The sequence below is a fragment of the Streptomyces sp. N35 genome (assembly GCF_016464295.1).
GTDB lineage: Bacteria > Actinomycetota > Actinomycetes > Streptomycetales > Streptomycetaceae > Streptomyces.
Window position 1 is genome coordinate 23,639 of sequence record NZ_JAEIMH010000041.1, and the last position, 17,910, is coordinate 41,548.

A 17,910-nucleotide genomic window follows, 5' to 3' on the forward strand; every position below is an offset into this window, starting at 1 on the left:
CTTTCTGTCAATACTAATAGCGCGAAGTCTCATATCGCCAAACGTTCACAATTTGCAATTTTCACGGATCGAATAAAGTCATCATCCATGGTTTACAGAAGTCAACTTTTGACTCATTGGCAAGAAGCCGTGGGGCGCTACGGTTGTTAGGTTGCAGCAGACGGCTGCCGTCGCGGTATCGCGCATCCCTTACATGCCCAAGCGACCCTAGCGCTAATGATTAGGCAAGGAACGATGACCAGTACTCAGCACCCTGTGAGCAGGCGGGTATCAGGCGACCATCTGTTCCTGACGCTACTCATCGGCAGCTACCTGGCAATGGCGGCTGGAGCGCTACTCCCGTCCTACTGGGTTTTCACGCTGGCTGTACTTGTAAGCTATTCCGTCGATTTCCTACTGCCGCACGCTCAAGATTCCATTCTTGCACGACTCCGCCAGTCGCGTTTCGGGCTGACCATTCGATTCACCCTACGCGAAATGATGCTGCTCGGATTCCTCGCGTACGGGGTGAGTAGTGAACTGCGCGAAGTCGCAGGATTTACCATCGCCGCCCTGCTTATCCTTTTCGCGGCACAACTGCTGTACGCCATGGGGATGCGATACATCGCAGGCCAGCACCGCGCACTCCCGGTGACGGTGAGAGCCCTTGACCTCTCGGAGTTCATTCCTCCTCCGCTCCCGCCGAACATCCTCTATCGCAAATATGTGCGCAAGCTCCTGTATATGGACATCCCAGCCGTCCTCGGCCTGCTGGTGAGCGTGCCCACTTCGTCGACGATATACGCGACTCTCGGAGCAGTACTTACCGCCGGTGCCGCGATCGGTGCTCTACTCGCCATCCTGCCCCAAATACTGCGCGCGCACTCAATTCCCTCCAGGGAAGACATTCTCTTCGCCGTCAACCGCGCGGTCGACTTGCATCGTCCACAAGTTGCCATCTATTTCAGTTTCGCAGCTGTGAGCAAAGACTTCATGTACCAGGTGAACATGTGGCTGGAAACGATGGAGGTTCTTCCGCAATCGGCAGTGATCATTCTTCGCGAGCGGGCGTCAATGGACCTCTTGGCCCCGACCTCGATACCTGTGGTTTGCGTACCCAAGGCGGACGATCTAGCGGAGATCAAGTTCCCGCACCTTCGGGTTGCCCTGTACCCCGGCAATGCCGGAAAGAACGTGCACATGCTCCAGCGCGCCGAGGTGAAGCATGTGTTCATCGGCCACGGCGACAGCGACAAGCTGGCCAGCAGCAACCGAGCGAGCAAGATCTACGATGAAGTGTGGGTCGCCGGCGCCGCGGGACGCGCCCGCTACGCGCGTGTGCGCACCGCGATCCGCGACAAGGACATTGTTGAAGTGGGGCGACCTCAGCTCGCCCCCGTCCAGTCGTGGCTCGGCGAGGGCATCGCCCACCCCACTGTTCTCTACGCACCCACCTGGGAGGGCTGGACCAGCGACGCCGACTACAGCTCGGCTGTAGTGATGGGTGAGCGTCTCGTCCGCACGCTGCTTGAAGCCAATCCCCAGGGCCGCATCATCTATCGGCCGCATCCCCTGCTGGGCTTCAGATCACCGGACGCCGCTGCTGCACACCGGGCCATCCTGAACCTGCTCGACCAGGACAACGCACTCCGCCATGCGGATTCGCCTGACCTCAAACCTGACCCGGAGCTCCTCCACCAGATGGGACGGCTCCAGGGGCGCATCGACATCCTGCTGGACCGCGGGCGCGACTCCCCTGCCTACCGGCTCACCGAAGAGGAGCGCGTGGTGCGGCTGCGAGCAGCCTACGAGAAGTGGCACCAGCTCTTCCGCCAGGCCTACAGCGGGAACGCACACTACGTCTCCACTGGCCGGCTCCCCAGCGTCTTCGAATGTTTCAACCACGCGGACGTGATGATCAGCGATATTTCAAGCGTCGTGTCTGACTTCGTCGCGAGCGGGAAACCCTACGCACTGACCAACCCGCGCAGCACTCCGACTGATGAATATCTGGCACAGAACTCGGTGGCTGGGGCCGCATACCTTCTCACCCCCGATCTGAGCGCGCTGCCCAACATCCTGGAGGCCGTCCGAAACGTGGACGCCGATTACATGGGCAGTCGCCGAGACACACTGAGGTCTTTCCTCCTGGGTGAGGAATACCAGAACTCTACGATGTCATTCACGGACGCCACGGATCGGCTGCTCGCGCGCGGCTTCGCGGACTTCCCCGTGGGAACGCTCGCCGAACCCATCACAGCTTCCCCCTTCACCAGCGACGCGTCGGACGGCGCTGTGGCACTGACAGAAGACGGCTCACCTACCCATGTTCTCTAGCCCGGAGTCGACTCCGTACAACGTCCCCGACATCACTGTCATCGTTCCCGTCCACAACGGGGTGCTGACGATCGAACGATGCGTCACCTCCATCGCGCAACAGTCACTCGGCGAGCACCGCATCGAGATCATCGTCGTGGACGACGCATCGGACGACGGTACGGCGAAGGAACTCGAGCGTCTCGCACGCCAGTTCAGTTCCCTCCGCATGCTGACCATCCCCCGCATGGGCCGGCCCGCGGGCCCACGTAACATCGGCCTTCGCCATGCCAGAGGTCGCTATGTCTTCTTCGCGGACGCGGACGACTGGCTGGGGCCGGAAGCTCTGGAACGCATGCTCCACATGGCCGAATCAAACGGTACAGACATCGTGCTTGGAAAATTGGTGGGCGTGGGTGGACGCAAGCCCGCCACTTCAATGTTCCGAGAAAACATGGCCGTTACGGATGTGTTCTCTTCCAACGTCTATCGAAATCTTGTGGTCTTCAAGCTGTTCCGCAGGGGGTTCCTCGATCAGCTGGGCCTCAGCTTCAACGAAGAGGTCGAGTACGGAGAGGACATTGTGTTCACGTCTCTGGCTCTCCTCAACACGTCCAAAATCTCAATTGTCGCCGACTATGACTGCTACTACTGGTCCCTGGTCCCCGGCGAGAACCTGTCCCGTAAGTTCAACTCGAGATCGCGTGTTCAATCACCGATCCTGGCGATGATCAACCTGGTTCGGTCCGTCCCCGAGGGGCCGGCCCGTGACACCCTGCTTGTGCGCCACCTCTCGGACGTCGTCGGTTTCCTCAAGCGATGGGGTGCGGAAGGGACGGAAGCCCGGGACGAGGATTTCGACACCATGCGCCAGGCAGTCGCCCACTTCGCTTCCGTGGGGGCTCTGCATATCCTTGACCCGGAGCAGCGACTCGCCATCCAGTTGCTGCTGATGAACCGGCGCGACCTCGTCCGCGAGGTATTCACGCAGGGCCTTCCGACCAGTGATGATGTTACGAAAATGCAGTACGGGGACCGCATTTACGCGGTGCTCCCCTACTTTCGGGACCCGTCCGTCGCAGTCCCGGAGTGGACCTACGACGTCACCGACCGTTTGTCGGCCACGGCCACCACAGTATCCGTGATGCGCTCTGGTGAATCGGCCATGCTGACCGGTTGGTTCTCCGCGCCCGGAATCGCCGTGGACAACGCCGCGATGCGCCTCGTCCTGACCTCAAGGCACGATGAACGTCGTATTGAGTACTCGGTGACGCCTCTCACTTCCCCGCGAGCCGACATCATCGGGTGGCGTGGCGAATTCGGTCTCCTCACCGCCGACGCGGGAGTGCCCCTGTCCCGTGGTATCTGGGACCTTCACGTCGAAGCGTCGCTCAGCTCCGATGTCGCCGTCTCGTCCCGGCTCAGCGCCGGACACCTCACGCAAGGCAAGGGTCTTCCACCTCGCTGGGAGCATGTGGTGCCGGGCGGATCCTACTTCGACGGAGAAATGTACGTCACACGGCGGAACCGCAGCCTCAGCCTCGACGTAGGGCATAGCCGCTCACCCGGCTCCCACGCATACGTGGCCGACGCAGCGTGGTCCAAGGGTGCGCTGCAGTTGACCTGTGGCGGTTGGCTGGCCAAGGACAGCAGCATGCCCACGCAGGTCGAGCTGGTGTTGCGCCACCGCGCCGAGCACGAGGAGCTCGTCCTTCCTGGGGAATCCATCGCCTTCCCTGACGTGTTGGACATGCCCGCAGCGCGCCGGGGACAGAGCCCGGCCGGCGGATCTCCCCGGCCCATCGAGGAGACTCTCCCGGCTCCTGCGGTCCCGCCGCACGCAATCGGGCATGTGGCCACCATCGCGCTCCCGCATCAACTGCGCCCGGGCGTCTGGGATGCCTATCTTCGATTCCGGCGCGGCCAGGAGACGACAGACGTGCGGGTCTCAGCGGCGACGTTCCTGGAACAGGAGGACGTGCATCCGTCGCGCAGGTCTGCGCGCAAATCCCTCCTCTTTCCGTACCTGACCAAGGCGCACAATCTGAGCATCCGGAGTGGCGACTTTGGGCACCTGGATCGATCGTGGCCTGCAAGGCTGTTCGGTCGGATCCGCCGCGGCTAGTGGGTGTGCTGCGCGGTGGAGTAGCCAGGTAGATTGCGCTCTCCTGGCCGCTCGCCAGCTATTCATAGGGCGCCATCACCAATGGCGCGTCCGCCGCGGCCCAGGTGTGCCGGAATCCTCCGTCCTTGCGTTGCGCAATCTGGATGGATGATCCCGGTTTCCTCGCGGACCCAGTCCAAGCAGTCCCGTCCTCGCTACAAGACCGCGAACTCTGTGGAACGCCAGGCGCACCCTCGATCTGTACCGGTACGCCGAGCTGGGGGTGATCTCCCGTCGAGTGTGCGGCCACATCAGGCGATTGCCCTCGCCAACTACGCTATGCAGTTCGGTTCCGCACCGCACACGGCCTGGCGCGGCACCGCGCGCCACAAGCCGCACACCCTGCACCAGGCAGCGGGAACTTCACCATGACGGAGCTCGCCTCCGCGTCTGAGTTTGGTGCGCCAAGGTGCAAGCCACTGGGGCAGCGGTGACGATCGTGGCAACGGGGCGTCGCCTCCATGCGCCGCCCGTATCCGAGGAGTGGCGAGAAGATGGCGGCAGGCGGCGGTACGAAGGCGGTCGTTACGGCATTGTGCGCCAATCTCGCCATCGCGGCGGCGAAGCTCGTGGCCTGGGTCTTCAGCGGCTCGTCCTCGATGCTGGCGGAGGGTGTTCACTCGATTGCCGACTCCAGCAATCAGGCTCTGCTGCTCATCGGCGGCAAGCGTGCCCAGCGTGCGGCGACGGCGCAGCATCCGTTCGGCTACGGCCGGGAACGCTACGTCTACAGCTTCATCGTCGCCATCGTGCTGTTCACGCTCGGTGGCCTGTTCGCCCTGTACGAAGGCTGGCACAAGATCTCCGACCCGCACGCGATCGACCACTGGTACTGGCCCGTCGGCGTGCTGATCTTCGCCATCGTGGCCGAGGCGTTCGCACTACGCACAGCGGTCAAGGAGTCCAACGCAGTGCGCGGCAAGCAGAGCTGGTGGCAGTTCATCCGCCGCGCCAAGGCACCCGAACTGCCCGTCATCCTCCTGGAGGACATGGGCGCGATCTGCGGGCTGATCCTTGCGTTGATCGGCGTGGGCATCGCGATCCTGACCGGAAACGGCGTCTGGGACGGCATCGGCACCCTGTGCATCGGCATCTTGCTCGTCCTCATCGCCCTGGTCCTGGCCGTTGAGACGAAGAGCCTGCTGCTCGGCGAAGGCACCAGCGACGAGGACACCGCAACCATCCGCGCCGCCCTGATCGACGGCAAGACCGTCACAGGCGTACTGGGACTCCAAACCATGTACGTGGGCCCCGAAGACCTGCTGATCGCGGCCCGCATCAGCGTCGACCACGACAACACGGTGACGGAGGTGGCACGCGCCATTGACGAGGCCGAGGCACGTGTTCGGGCGGCGCTTGCCATGAACTGCGTCATGTACCTGGAACCGGACATCGCCCGCGGCTAAGGTCCTCGTCCTGCTGCAGTGGACGTTGGCAGCTACCCGCCATTCCCGCTGGCAAGGCGGCCTGGACTCATAATTCCCTGATCCGGCTCCACCGCCGGCCGAAATGACCGCGGTGCTCCGTCCGAGCGGCGATCGGCACTCGCCAGCCTGCCGCAGCCGCACGTTGCGCCGGGATACAGATCCTTCTGGATCCCGCAGGCCGGCGACATCGAACAGTACGTGTTCGCCCACGACCGGGCCTGGACCCAGTGTGACGGCAGTGCGAACGGGGGTTGGGTGGAGACCTCCGGCTTCGCTGACCGCCGCGCAGATCAAGCTCGCTCGCCACCATCGCTGTGGACTGGATCGGCGAAGCGGCGACGGCACCCGGCCCCGGGCGGCGACTACGCATGCGGCGAGAGAACTGTCCGCGAGACAACATCCGCATCCGCCGTGACGCCTCACCCATAGGGGGCCGTAGCGTGGGCAGGAAATCGGTCGCCGGGTTATAGGGGCGTAGTGCACAACACCCCACCCTCTAGAGGCACTTGCTCTACCTACGCTCCGTCCAGGATCAGCAGCGTCGCCCGGAACCCGACAGGCCAGGATTCCCGCAGCCGAAGAGCGCGAACTCGCCGTACACCGTAATGATTTGTCGCGATGCCGCATAGGGTTGCCGCTTCCCAATCGTTCAACGGCACGCCGAGCGGACGATGAGCGATCCCCTCAGGCTGGGCGTGACGGCCATCGAGCAGCTGGCCGAACAGCCAGGATCACCGCCGCTCGGATTGTGGGCAGCGGTTGCGTCGGCAGGCCGACCAGACGCTGCCCGTGTCGTGCAGCTCGCGGATCGCCTGGAGGTCGTCAAGTCCCGCCGCTTGGCGTCCACTTCCGCCTATACCGATCACCTGCGGCCAACGGTGGCAGGGGTTCTGGATGGGTTCAGGCTGCAGCGAAAGCGGCCCGGTATGGCAAGGGGGGTAGATGCCGCACCGGACCGCTTGATCGGCACGAACCACTGGGGGGGTAGTGGTGGGGATTCGCCAGTGGATATCCCCAACGTTGCCGACACCTGCAATCTCGCAGATCGGCGTACGCCAGTGCAGGCACCGATAGTTGATGCTTGCTGCCAAAGGTTGATCAACTCTGGTGCGCAACCTCCCACTTGGCCGATCAATGCCGTCATGGACCAGCACCGGCGCACTCCATCCCTGCGTGCGACTGCCCGCTACCGGCATCGCGCGCCTGAACAGTGCAGGGCGTGACCGGGCCACCCGCTCGCGGGCCCGGCGAGTTCACGTCAGACAGGAAGGAAGCGTCCGGTGCCCGCCCTCGAAGGCCCCACCCCCCGACACGCACTGCCCGGCGGCCATCGGCTGTGGCGCCTGGCCGCCCGCCCCGCCAGTGTGGGGTCGGCGGGGTTCGCGGCAGTGATCCTTGTGGGCGCAATCCTGCTGTGGCTGCCGCAGTCCTCGAGCGGAGCTGACGGTCCGACCTTTCTGTCCGCACTTTTCACCGCCACGTCAGCTGTCTGCGTCACCGGCCTCAACGTGGTCGACGCAGCCCAGTGGAGCGATGCGGGACAGGTGGTCATCATCGTCCTGATCCAGCTCGGCGGCTTCGGCATCATGGCGTTCGCCTCCCTTCTCGGCCTACTCGTCTCTGGCCGGCTCAAGCTACGGATGGAACTCAACGCTCAGGCGGAGACCAAGAGCGGCGGGCAGGGAGACGTACGCCGCGTGCTGCTCAATATCGCCAAGACCACTGTTGTGATCGAGGCGGCCGCAGGGCTAATGCTGGCCTGCCGGTTCCACTTCGCGTACGGCGAGTCCGTCGGACACGCCATGTTCAGCGGCGGCTTCCACGCCGTGTCGGCCTTCAACAACGCCGGCTTCGGGCTGCGCAGCGACAACGTCGTCAGCTACTCCGGCGACCCCTGGGTCCTGCTGCCGATCACAGGCGCGGTGGTCCTCGGCGGGATCGGCTTCCCCGTTCTGTTCGAGCTGCTGCGCGGTACGCGGCGCAGAGCACGGGGCGCGGTCCCCCACCGGCTTCGGGCCCAGACCCGGCTCACGGTGGTTGTCACCGGCGCCCTGTTGTTCAGCGGCACCCTCCTGACCTGTCTCCTGGAATGGTCGAACGCTCATACACTCGGCTCGATGAACTGGAGCGACAAGCTCCTCAACGGGCTCTTTCATACAGCGATCAGCAGGACCGCGGGGTTCGCTTCCTTCGATACCGGCGCCCTGCACACCGTGACGATCCTGGCGACCTGCGTGCTGATGTTCATCGGCGGCGGCAGCTCCGGAACCGCGGGCGGCATCAAGGTCACGACGTTTGCCGTCCTAGCCGCCACCATCCGGGCCGAGGTCCGCGGCGATCGCGACGTGGAGATCATGGGACGCCGCCTGGCGGAGACTCTGCTACGCCAGGCCATCACCATCGCATTGCTCGGCGTCGGCCTGGTCACCATCGCCACCCTCCTGTTGGTGGAACTGACCGGGTTGCCTACCGAGGCCGTGCTCTTCGAGGCCGTATCGGCATTCAGCACGACCGGATCATCCACCGGCATCACTGGTGGGCTCCCCGCCAGCGGCCAAATCGTCCTGATTCTCCTGATGTTCATCGGCCGGATCGGCCCGGCCACCCTGGCATCGGCTCTTGCCCTGCGCGATCGCCGCCATCACTACCGTCTTCCCGAGGAGCGCCTTGTCATCGGCTAGCACTACCTTGAACCGACTGCTGTCCCGCCGTACCCCAAGGGCCCGACACGGCATCGCGCCGACGGATCAGCGGGTTGCCGTCATCGGTCTCGGCCGCTTCGGTTCCTCTCTGGCGACCGAACTCGTCCGCCACGGCTGGGATGTACTGGGCATCGACACCGATGTGTTGCGGGTCCAGCGCATGAGCGAGGAGCTCACCCACGCCGTCGTCGCAGACTGCTCCGAGCCTGAAGCGGTGGAACAACTCGCTCTGCACGAGTACACCCGAGTCGTCGTTGCCATCGGAAATTCCATCGAGGCCAGTGTGCTGGTCACATCCAACCTTGCCGACCTCGGCTGCCGCACGATCTGGGCCAAGGGCACAAGCCGACGACACGGCCAGATCCTCGAGCGCGTCGGTGCTCACCATGTCGTACTGCCCGAGCACGAAATGGGTGAGCGCGTGGCCCATCTCGTCACCGGACGCATGCTGGACTTCTTCCGCCTCGACCAGGACTTCGCGCTCGTCAAGACGAGCGCACCCGCCATCACACGGGGCGTCCCGCTCGGCGAGAGCAAGCTGCGCACCCTTCTCGGCGTCACCGTCGTCGCGGTCAAGAAGTCCGGCGGCGAGTTCGCCCACGCCTCCGCCGACACAGTGGTCGACCCGGGCGACATCTTGATCGTCACTGGCCGCACCGATGCCGTGGACAGCTTCTCCAACCTGCCCTGACGCCATCGGCCGCAGGCTCCGCTCTCCCCCACACGAACTGGTGCACCCGATGAGTGAAACCTCTCCGTACGGATTCGACGTCGCCCGTCGCGGCTACGCGCGCGGCAGCGTCGATGGCCTCACGGCCCGCATCCTCTCCGACCAGCAAGCCGCGCTCCGTCGGATAACCGCGCTCAACAAGCAGCTCGCCGATGCCGAGCGACAGGCGTACACGGTCGCCGCGGCACAGGAAGAAGCCGCAGCGGCGGTCTCGTACGAGTCATTGAGCGTCTCGGCCGGACGGATCCATCGGCTCGCGGCACAGGAGGCGGCGTCGGTACGCACCCGCGGTTCGGAGGACGCCGCAACGCAGATGCACCTGGCCGATGCCCAGGCCCGCCGCAGCTCGCAGGCTGCAGCCGAGGCCTCGGGCGCTGTACGCATGGCTGCCGAGGAAGCGGCCGAACATCTGTTGCGCAAAGCGGAACAGACCGCGATCGAGATGCGAGACGCCACGTCCGCGGACACCCAAGCCCGGCGTACGAAGGCTGATGCCTATGCAGACACCGTGCGTCAAGAGGCAGAATCAGTCACTGTCGAGGTAGCTGTTCGCCTGGCACAGCGCCGTGATCAGGCCGATGAGGAGCTCGCGGCACGCCTCGAGCTCGCCGAGGAATTGCGAGCGCGCACGGAGCGTAAGGGCGAGGAAAGCCGGCAAGGCGCCGAGGCCGACTTCGCTGCCGCGGAGCGCAGCGCACAGCATCAACTGGAGACTGCCGAAGCGGAAGCCGCGCGGATACTCGCCAAGGCCCTCGCCGACGCCAGCCGGATCTCAGGGGAATCTGAGCGATGCCTGGCAGTCCTGGCCGACCAGCGTGACAGCATCAGCGAGCAGCTCCACAACACCAGGCGCATGCTGGCGTCTCTGACAGGCTCGCCCTCCCTCGCGGATCAGTCCCGCTCCGAGGCACCGCAGCACTAAAGGGCAACGCCTATGCGATTGAGGTAGGCAACGGGGTCGATGTGCGCTTCGTAGCTGTTGCCAGTGCGTGCCTCAAAGTGAAGGTGGGGACCGGTCGAGTTGCCCGTGGAGCCCGACAGTCCGACCTGCTGCCCCGTCTCCACACGCTGCCCCGCGGCAACAGAGAGTGACGTCATGTGAGCGGAAAGCGTATAGATGCCATCATCGTGCTGAATGATCACCGTGTTGCCGTATGAGCCCTGCCAACCGGCCGCAACGACGTGACCTGCATTCACGGCCTTGATGGGGGTGCCGCTCGGAACCGGAAAGTCGACACCAGTGTGGTAGCCGGCGGCCCACCCACCCGGCGTGCGGTAGCTGGTGCCCGGAGCGCTGTCGACAGGGGCGGAACCTCGAGCGCCATCCGCCGAAACTGCCGCCACGACTTGCCCACGCACCGGCTCCGCAGCCACAGCCGTGGAGGCCGAGGCGGCCATCACGGCGACAGAGAGGGCGGCGATGATGCGAGCACAACGAGCGGAGGGGGTGGGTGCGAAGGGCATGCGCATTTCCTTACGTAGAGGGGGCGCCAGGACGAACGAGTGCAGCAATCGACTACCGCACCCAGGAATCCAAGGAGTCGCCAGATCGTGAATGAGCGATTGAAGGCTCAAGCGGCTCACTACCGACATATCCAGGTTCAGGCCGCGCGCCTCTGCGCAATGCCCCCCAAAGTCGACAACCGAGCGGCCGAAGGGGGACCGTCACCATTGCCGCCGCCGGGACTTTGGTCCCGAGGATCGATATGGATCCCTAGGGCAACCATCCCGTGCAGGGATTCACAGCAGCTGCACCCGCCGTGGGCACTCGAGCAACCCCGCCGGAAAGGCGCATGGGCTGAGCCGTGCGATATGCCGGGTCGCGCCCCGGCCGCAATGAAGCTTCCTTCCGGAGGCCCCGCCGCAGTTGGCAAACTGGCCTGGATCTAACCCCCGCCTGCAGTGCACGTGCCGTCTTCCCGAATAGCCAGGAAGCGGCCGACTTCCCAGCAAGGCGTCCGGCTGACGCATCGTGGAAGCGTGGCATCGGCAGTCAGTCACTGCCATGTGTAAGCCGGCGTCTGAGCACCGGCGTCAACGCAATCTCCCAATGACTCCAAAGCGACCGGCGAGTTGGTCCACGCGGAGTCGCCCATGGTCGCCTGACAGGTTCCTGCGATGCGGAGCGGCTCCGGACTCGGCTTCGGCGATAGGTCGACTCGGCGCCCCGTCCGGCCGCCTTGCTCTTCCCTGCAGCAGGGAGTGAAGGTTCGACACCATGTCTGTGCCCTGCGCTGTCTCAACTCCCTCACCAACAGCGCAATCCCGCCGTCCCGCGTGAACATTGATCGCGGTACACACCGAGGGGCGAGGCAATTTGCCCGTTAGTACTCCTATAGCCAGCCAGATATCAACCTATGGCCAGTCCCTTAGACCTTCGAGGAGGCAACACCCCGCCCGTGCCGCTGAGTCTGGACTCGCCGCATCGAAGACATCGAGTCCAGAAACGTGAGGCGAAGCGACGATGACGACAGTCAGTCAGGCCCGGTTCCGGCCCGTCGATGGCAGCCTTTCCAGCCTCAGCGACGAAGAGCTGTGCCAGCTGGTACGCGACGCCGACGAGCGGGCGTTCAGCCTCCTGTGGGAGCGTCATGTGAGTGCCGTGCGGGCCTACGCGGCGCAGTTCTGCCGAGGCTGCGACTCAGATGCCGCCGACGCGGTGTCTGAGGCCATGCTGGCCATGCTGCAGGCCCTTCGGGGCGGGCGTGGGCCAGTGGGGAATGTGGCGGGCTATCTTCGGGTATCCGCCCGTCGCGCGGCAGCCCGTCGCAATCAGCGACGCGAGCGTGAACAGCCGGTCGCCGACATCCTGGACTCTCCGCTGGAAGAACAGGACGTTCTGCTCGCCGAATTCGACTCCACCACTGCGCTAAAGGCGTACAACGGCTTGTCCGACCAATGGAAGTCGGCGCTGCGCAGTGCCGCGATAGAGGAGAAGTCGGCGTCCCAGATAGCCCAGCAGCTGGGTATCGCCCCTGCGTCTGCCTCGTCGCTCGTGTATCGAGCGAAGGAGGCGCTGCGCACACAGTTCCTGCGCAGCCATGTGAGCGCACAGGACAAGGAGTGCTCGCGCATCCTCGACCGTATCGCTGACTCGCTGCGTGGCAGGGCGGTCAACCGCTATCGGCTGGCCATCGCCTCGCACCTGCAGACATGCGCGCCTTGCCGCCAAAAGCGACGGCATCTCGAACAGATCAACTCTGCGCTGCCGGCCAAGCGCGCCGCATAGACCCGATTGCCCCGCGGGACGGTCTCCCGGCTCAAGCCACCCCGACTATGCTCCACCGCCTGTTGTGCCCGGCCCGCCTCGGATTCCCCAACGCCGGTCGCCTGCTTCGAGTTGGCGAGCGAAAGCGACCGATCAGGATGCAAGATAATGCCGATCTCCGTTCATGAGCTCTACGACCCGAACGCACGTGGCTTTCTGCCCGTACGTCCACCCATGGCTGCACTCACCGGACAGTGGGCACAACTCGATCTCCTGGCGCAACTCGGCGCCCGCACCAGTAGTCAGCACGAGGTGCACGATGCCGTAGGCCAGGCCGAACAAGAGGGTATTTTCTGGGGGTTGAGGCAACGGGCCAGCCGCCTGGCACCACGCAACGCGGCGGCGGTGTCCATGCGCATCGGGGTCATCGTCGCCGCCTGCGGCTGGCCCGCTATGGATCCGATCTCGCCTGCCGCGCGTGCCACCGTACCGCCGGACTTCCTGGATCTGTGGACCACGATCTCGAGTCGTCTGGCACAGCCTCGCTTCACCGGGCTTGCCAACCTCGCCCTGCTCAACTGGGCACCGGAGCGCAAGCCCCGGACCAGCGCCGAGGCCGAACAAGCCGCCCGTAAGGCAGCGTTGGTGCCTGTCATTCGATTCTCGGAGCCGGATGAGGAACTCAATCGACTGGACCTCCTGATGCTCAGCGCGGTGCGGCTGGAGGCCAACAGCGTCTGGTTGTTTCACCTCGCGCAGACCCTCTCGACGCACGCACCCGCATCAGAGACGTCGGTCTCTGCGATACAGCGCCTCACGGTCGTCCAGAACTCTCTCCTCGCACAGGTGCGGAGGGCGCAGCTCAGGCTCTCGTCCGCGCCGATCGCCACCGCCCAGCAGCGTCGGCTGATCGGCATACTCGCCCAGGTCCCTGGCGGCCTACTGGTACCTCCCACGCTCTTTCTGCTGGAGTCGATGCTCGGGATCTCCACCACCAAGCCAGGCAAACGCGCCCTCCAACGCCGCGCCCTGCCCGACAGCTTCCGCGCGCCCCTCGCCTCCCTGGACAGGCAGTGCTCGGGTCTACGCGGACTCTCCCAGCTGGGCGGTCCGGCCGGCGCCGCGGCCCGCAACGCCCAAACTGCTCTGATCACCCTGCAGCGGGCCTGGTCCGGCCTGACCTTGCTGGCTGCGTCCTCAAGCCTCGGGGCCTCAGCCAGTCACGGCTGGGGCGCCGGTGCCGCCGGCCTCCCCCCCTTGGTGGTGGGCCGCCCCGGGTCGCCCACACTCGCCGAAGAATCCCCACCCGCCGCCGACAGGACGGGCCCCGGTCCCGTGGGAGTCAGTCCGAGTACGGCCGGGCGGCCAGGATGGTGGCGACCCCGCCGGTACCGTTCGGCAGCTGATAGTCGACGGTGTCGCCAGGCTTGTGTCCGGCGACGGCCTGACCCAACGGCGACCCGGGCGAGTAGGTATCCATGCCATGGGCCTCAAGTTCTCGGGTAGCCATCAGGAAGGTCAGCGTTTCCTGTGGCCGATCCGGGAAAGCGACGGTCACGACCATTCCCGGTTCGACAATGCCATCGTCCGGAGGAACGTCCCCGACGCGGGCGTCGCGCAGCACGTCGGAGAGCCGCTGTGCGCGCAGCCCGCGCACAGCGGCATCGTGCTCGTCCTCATGCTCGGCGGCAGGCCCGCTCAACTGTGCCAGTTCCGCCTGAAGTCGCTCGTAGGCATCCCGCGTGAGCCAAGTCGTAGCGGTCGCGTCGGTGTTCACAACGTCTTCCCCAAGTCTCGTCCGGTGCATCTGCGACGGATTCGCAGAAACACCCGCACCGGGTGCTGGCTCCGGTGCGGGTGAATTGCCCACGCTAGCCGCCGAATCTCCGCAAAATCCCGGGCGAAAGTTGACATGAGTGCGCCTTTCGACGCGCCCTCCCTCTGGGCCGCTTCGCGCCGGCATCCCTCCCCGGCCACTACGGCCTGTTGTCTCCGAGGCGAGACCAGAAGTCGGCGCACTCGCATCTCACGGCACCCCGATCACGTCATGTGCCGCCGCCGGTTGCCTCCCTTCGGGGAGAACCCATCCCGGATCCGGGCGGGGACGTTTATCTTTCATCAGGTTTGAGGAGTGGTCATGAGCCGTTCTGCGTCCGGTGCGCAGCAGCACGACGCTGAGCCGTCTCGGCGCGGGCTGACAATCGAGGTGGGCACCGACCCGCACACGCGGGCCGCCGTCAAGATCGACCTTGGCCGCCATCCCCACATCCTTGCGTTCGGCGGCACCGGCTCCGGCATGACTTCGACGATGGCGCTCATCAGCGCCCATGCGGCACGGGTCGGATGCGAGGTGACCCTGCTCGACGCCGACTACGGCGCCAACTTCGAGTACTTCAACCGTGTACGCGCGATCAAGGTCGTGACCAACGTCGACGCCATGGCTGCAGCCATCGTGGACTTCCACACCGACGTCGTCGCCCACCGTGATGCGGGGACGTACGCCGCCGCTCCTCAGGTGATGGTGATCGACGGCCTGCACCGGCTCAGTCGGATGGCCCGGGAGGACACCCATCTGGCCGGCGTCCTGCGTCTGCTGCACGACGTCCTGCACCACGGCGGAGGCACCGGGCATCATCTGGTCGCCGACATCAGCCAGTTGGCGCCCTCGGCAGTGCCGGTGAGCGCGCTGCGCGAGCGTGCCAGCACCGTCGTCCTGCCGCAGCCGCAGCGCCTCCTGCTCGACCGGGCCGACATCGACCCACTGCTGCTGCACGCGCACCCACACACCGGGGTAGTCCGGGAGCCGGGCGGCACGGCGCACGCGGTCATTCTCTCGCACGCCAAACCCGCCGAACTCTACGAGCTGGCCGCCGGCCGCTAGAAGCGCCCGGAAACGCGGCCCCTCAGGGGGCGCCGCAGCCTCCGAGCAACAGTGGTTCCACCAAGCCCGCAGGAAGTAGAGAAACAGTGCTCATGAAGGCCCTCGAAGAAGTCGGCCGTCATTTGGCCAGCGGCAGCGCAGGCCGCCCCACCCCGTCTGCCAAAGCCGAGCTGCCTGCGCGGGCCAGGGCTCTTCCCCTGTCCGCGGTCGGGGTGGTGTGAGGTGATCGTAGATTGCGCCGTGTACCGCGACGGTCTGCGCGACAGCAGTCCCGACGACTTCGCCACCGCCTTGAGGGAGGCCAGGCAACGCGGTGATTCGTTCCTGTGGATGGGTCTGTATGAGCCGAGCGACGCGGAATTCGCGCATGTCGCCGAAGCACTGAAACTAGGACCGCTCGCGATCGAGGACGCCCTGACGGACCATCAGCGACCGAAGCTCGACGGCTGTGCTCAGGCCGTACATCTCGGTCTGAAGCCGATCACGTACGAGGCCGACGGCAAGCGGGTCCTCAGCAGCGAAATCATGCTCTTCGCAGGGGATTCGTTCGTTGTCACCGTCCGCCACGGGACGGGCAGCAGTCTGCGCGAGGTGCGCCACAGGCTCGAGCACCAGCCCGAAGTGCTTCGGCACGGACCGACCGCCGTGCTCTACGCCGTGAGTGACCAAGTGGTCGACGAGTACGTGGCCGTGGCAGCTGAACTCCAGCAGGACCTGGAGGCGTTGGAGGTCGAGGTGTTCTCCGACAAAGCCGGGATGACCGATGGGGCGGCTGCCAAGATCTACGCCTTCAAGCGGCAGGTCGTCGAGTTCCGCCGGGCAACGGGCCCGCTAGCCGAGCCTGTCGACCGCCTTTCTCGCGCGCACATACCCTTTGTCAGCTCCGGGGCCCAGCCCTTCTTCCGTGATGTGGGGGACCATCTGACCCGGGTCAACGAATCCGTTGATTCCCTGGATCGACTGGTGTCGGACATCCTGGCTGCCCATCTCGCCCAGGTCGGGGTGCGGCAGAACGATGACATGCGGCGCATCTCCGCGTACGCCGCGATGGCCGCGATGCCCACTCTCATCGCCGGGATCTTCGGGATGAACTTCGACCACATGCCCGGACTCAGCTGGGTCTGGGGCTATCCCCTGACACTGGTCGTGCTGGCCACTGCCGTCGTTGGCCTGTATCGCGCATTCAAGCGGCGCGGCTGGCTCTAGCGCGGCGTGTGGCGTCTGTCGCCGATAGCAGCACGTTCCGCTCGTTGCCGCAGCGCACCAGCTCGTGCCCTTGACCATGATTTCAACGGGACTTTTCATGACCTTCCCCACGTTGCCCAACAGGCTCCCGTGAACGACTTGCCTCAACTTCCAACATGCCGTAGCCAGCCGAAAGTTGAAGACAGTCCCGAGCACTCCTGAAATTGTCCCATCCACGCAATCAACTTTCGTCAGGCCGAACGTTGAAGAAGCGGCAAATCGGCATCAGATCCCGGGAATTGATCACCAAAGTGACGCAGTGCACAATTCTTGAATCAACTCGCCCAAACCTGATAGCACTTACTCTCATGTCCCGCACTGCATACATTCCCCGGCATCGAAAGCCACACCGGAGCTCCGCCAGTTTCGCCATAGGCACCGGAGTTTCCGGCAGCATCTTGGGCACCCTCGTAGTGGCCGGTGTCGCCGGACCCGCACAAGCCGAAGAGCCGCCGTCGAGCGACACGATTCACACGCAGACCCTGGTTCTCGAGTCCAGCGAATCTCTGACGGAAGCCGCCACGGCGACGCAACAAGCCGCCGATGCCTTCTCGCTGCAGGCTGCAGAGGCGAATGCCGTGGCCCAGGCGGCCAAGGACGCCACAAAGGCGCGGGCGACGGCGGAGCGCGCGGAGCAAGACCGCAAGGCAGCAGAGGCGCGACGGGTGGCAGAAGCCCGGGCCAAACAGGCAGCCGAGCAGGCCGCGAAGGAACGTGTGTCACAGCCAGTCGCGAACACGGCTGCTCGCGGAGCGGGGACTGGATACTCCCCCAAGGGCACTGCTCCCACCTCCGGGAGTGTGTCCACAGTGGTCGCCTTCCTCAGGGCCCAGGTTGGCAAGCCGTACGTACTGGGGGCCAGCGGCCCAACGGCGTACGACTGCTCCAGTCTGGTCCAGGCTGCCTTCAAAACCGTCGGCGTGAACCTGCCACGCGTGTCTCAGGCGCAGTCGGCGACCGGCACCCAGGTCTCGTTGTCCAACCTGCAGGTAGGGGACATCTTGTACTGGGGCAGCACGGGTTCCGCCTATCACGTCGGCGTCTACATCGGGAACGGCCAGTACCTGGACGCGGCCAACCCCCGCACGGGCGTAGCCATCCACTCACTGGCCGGGTACCCGGCCAGCGGCGCGGTCCGCGTGCTGTGACCTTCGGGTTGCCACGCAGGAGCCGCTGACGGTGGCGACGTAGCGGCCCGAATGGCGTCGGCGCACTGTGCTCGGTCTGAACGGCGAATGCCCAGCCCCCCAAGGGCTGG

General features: G+C 65.2%; 12 protein-coding genes. 10 read left to right on the plus strand and 2 right to left on the minus strand.

The genetic code is table 11. From position 1 onward, the window contains the following. Window positions 1-234 precede the first annotated feature (234 nt). The 6 genes from JAO81_RS22490 (at window position 235) to JAO81_RS22515 (ending at window position 10,240) form a co-directional block, all read left to right on the plus strand. On the plus strand, window positions 235-2,316 hold the full coding sequence (locus JAO81_RS22490; RefSeq protein ID WP_199549718.1) for a hypothetical protein: 2,082 nt from the start codon (window positions 235-237) through the stop codon (window positions 2,314-2,316). Beyond that, window positions 2,306-4,420, plus strand: a complete 2,115-nt coding sequence (locus tag JAO81_RS22495; protein ID WP_199549719.1) for a glycosyltransferase family A protein — start codon at window positions 2,306-2,308, stop codon at window positions 4,418-4,420. The genes JAO81_RS22490 and JAO81_RS22495 overlap by 11 nt, the downstream gene beginning before the upstream one ends. Window positions 4,421-4,953: 533 nt before the next feature. Further along, window positions 4,954-5,865 carry a cation diffusion facilitator family transporter gene (locus tag JAO81_RS22500; RefSeq protein WP_199549720.1) on the plus strand — a complete coding sequence of 304 codons (912 nt, stop codon included), beginning with the start codon at window positions 4,954-4,956 and terminating at the stop codon, window positions 5,863-5,865. Window positions 5,866-7,166: 1,301 nt separating this feature from the next. Next, window positions 7,167-8,567: a potassium transporter TrkG gene (locus JAO81_RS22505; RefSeq protein WP_307813562.1), complete on the plus strand. Its 1,401-nt coding sequence runs from the start codon at window positions 7,167-7,169 to the stop codon at window positions 8,565-8,567. Between the two features lie 7 nt (window positions 8,568-8,574). Further along, on the plus strand, window positions 8,575-9,279 hold the full coding sequence (locus JAO81_RS22510) for a TrkA family potassium uptake protein (protein ID WP_199549721.1): 705 nt from the start codon (window positions 8,575-8,577) through the stop codon (window positions 9,277-9,279). 49 nt (window positions 9,280-9,328) lie between these two features. After that, the gene (locus JAO81_RS22515; protein WP_199549722.1) at window positions 9,329-10,240 is read left to right on the plus strand and encodes a hypothetical protein; all 912 of its coding nucleotides are present in this window, start codon (window positions 9,329-9,331) and stop codon (window positions 10,238-10,240) included. On the opposite strand, the gene JAO81_RS42665 is transcribed toward JAO81_RS22515, so the two are convergent. Then, window positions 10,237-10,782, minus strand: coding sequence for a M23 family metallopeptidase (locus JAO81_RS42665; RefSeq protein WP_374194332.1), 546 nt, complete (start codon window positions 10,780-10,782; stop codon window positions 10,237-10,239). The genes JAO81_RS22515 and JAO81_RS42665 overlap by 4 nt on opposite strands. A 1,000-nt stretch (window positions 10,783-11,782) precedes the next feature. On the opposite strand from JAO81_RS42665, the gene JAO81_RS22525 reads away from it, so the two are divergent. Further along, a complete protein-coding gene (locus JAO81_RS22525; protein ID WP_199549724.1) occupies window positions 11,783-12,547 on the plus strand; it encodes an RNA polymerase sigma factor in 765 nt (254 codons plus the stop codon). 1,321 nt (window positions 12,548-13,868) lie between these two features. On the opposite strand, the gene JAO81_RS22530 is transcribed toward JAO81_RS22525, so the two are convergent. Next, entirely contained in the window at window positions 13,869-14,303 is a 435-nt protein-coding gene (locus JAO81_RS22530; protein WP_307813563.1) for a GreA/GreB family elongation factor, read from the minus strand. 360 nt (window positions 14,304-14,663) lie between these two features. On the opposite strand from JAO81_RS22530, the gene JAO81_RS22535 reads away from it, so the two are divergent. From JAO81_RS22535 to JAO81_RS22545, 3 genes are all read left to right on the plus strand, one after another. Next, complete coding sequence (locus JAO81_RS22535) at window positions 14,664-15,407, plus strand: hypothetical protein (RefSeq protein WP_199549726.1); 744 nt, start codon at window positions 14,664-14,666, stop codon at window positions 15,405-15,407. A gap of 222 nt (window positions 15,408-15,629) precedes the next feature. Continuing rightward, complete coding sequence (locus tag JAO81_RS22540; RefSeq protein WP_199549727.1) at window positions 15,630-16,613, plus strand: magnesium and cobalt transport protein CorA; 984 nt, start codon at window positions 15,630-15,632, stop codon at window positions 16,611-16,613. A 437-nt stretch (window positions 16,614-17,050) separates the two neighbouring features. Further along, window positions 17,051-17,800 (plus strand): C40 family peptidase, encoded by a 750-nt coding sequence (locus tag JAO81_RS22545; RefSeq protein WP_307813564.1) that lies wholly within the window; start codon window positions 17,051-17,053, stop codon window positions 17,798-17,800. The last annotated feature ends 110 nt before the right edge of the window (window positions 17,801-17,910 follow it).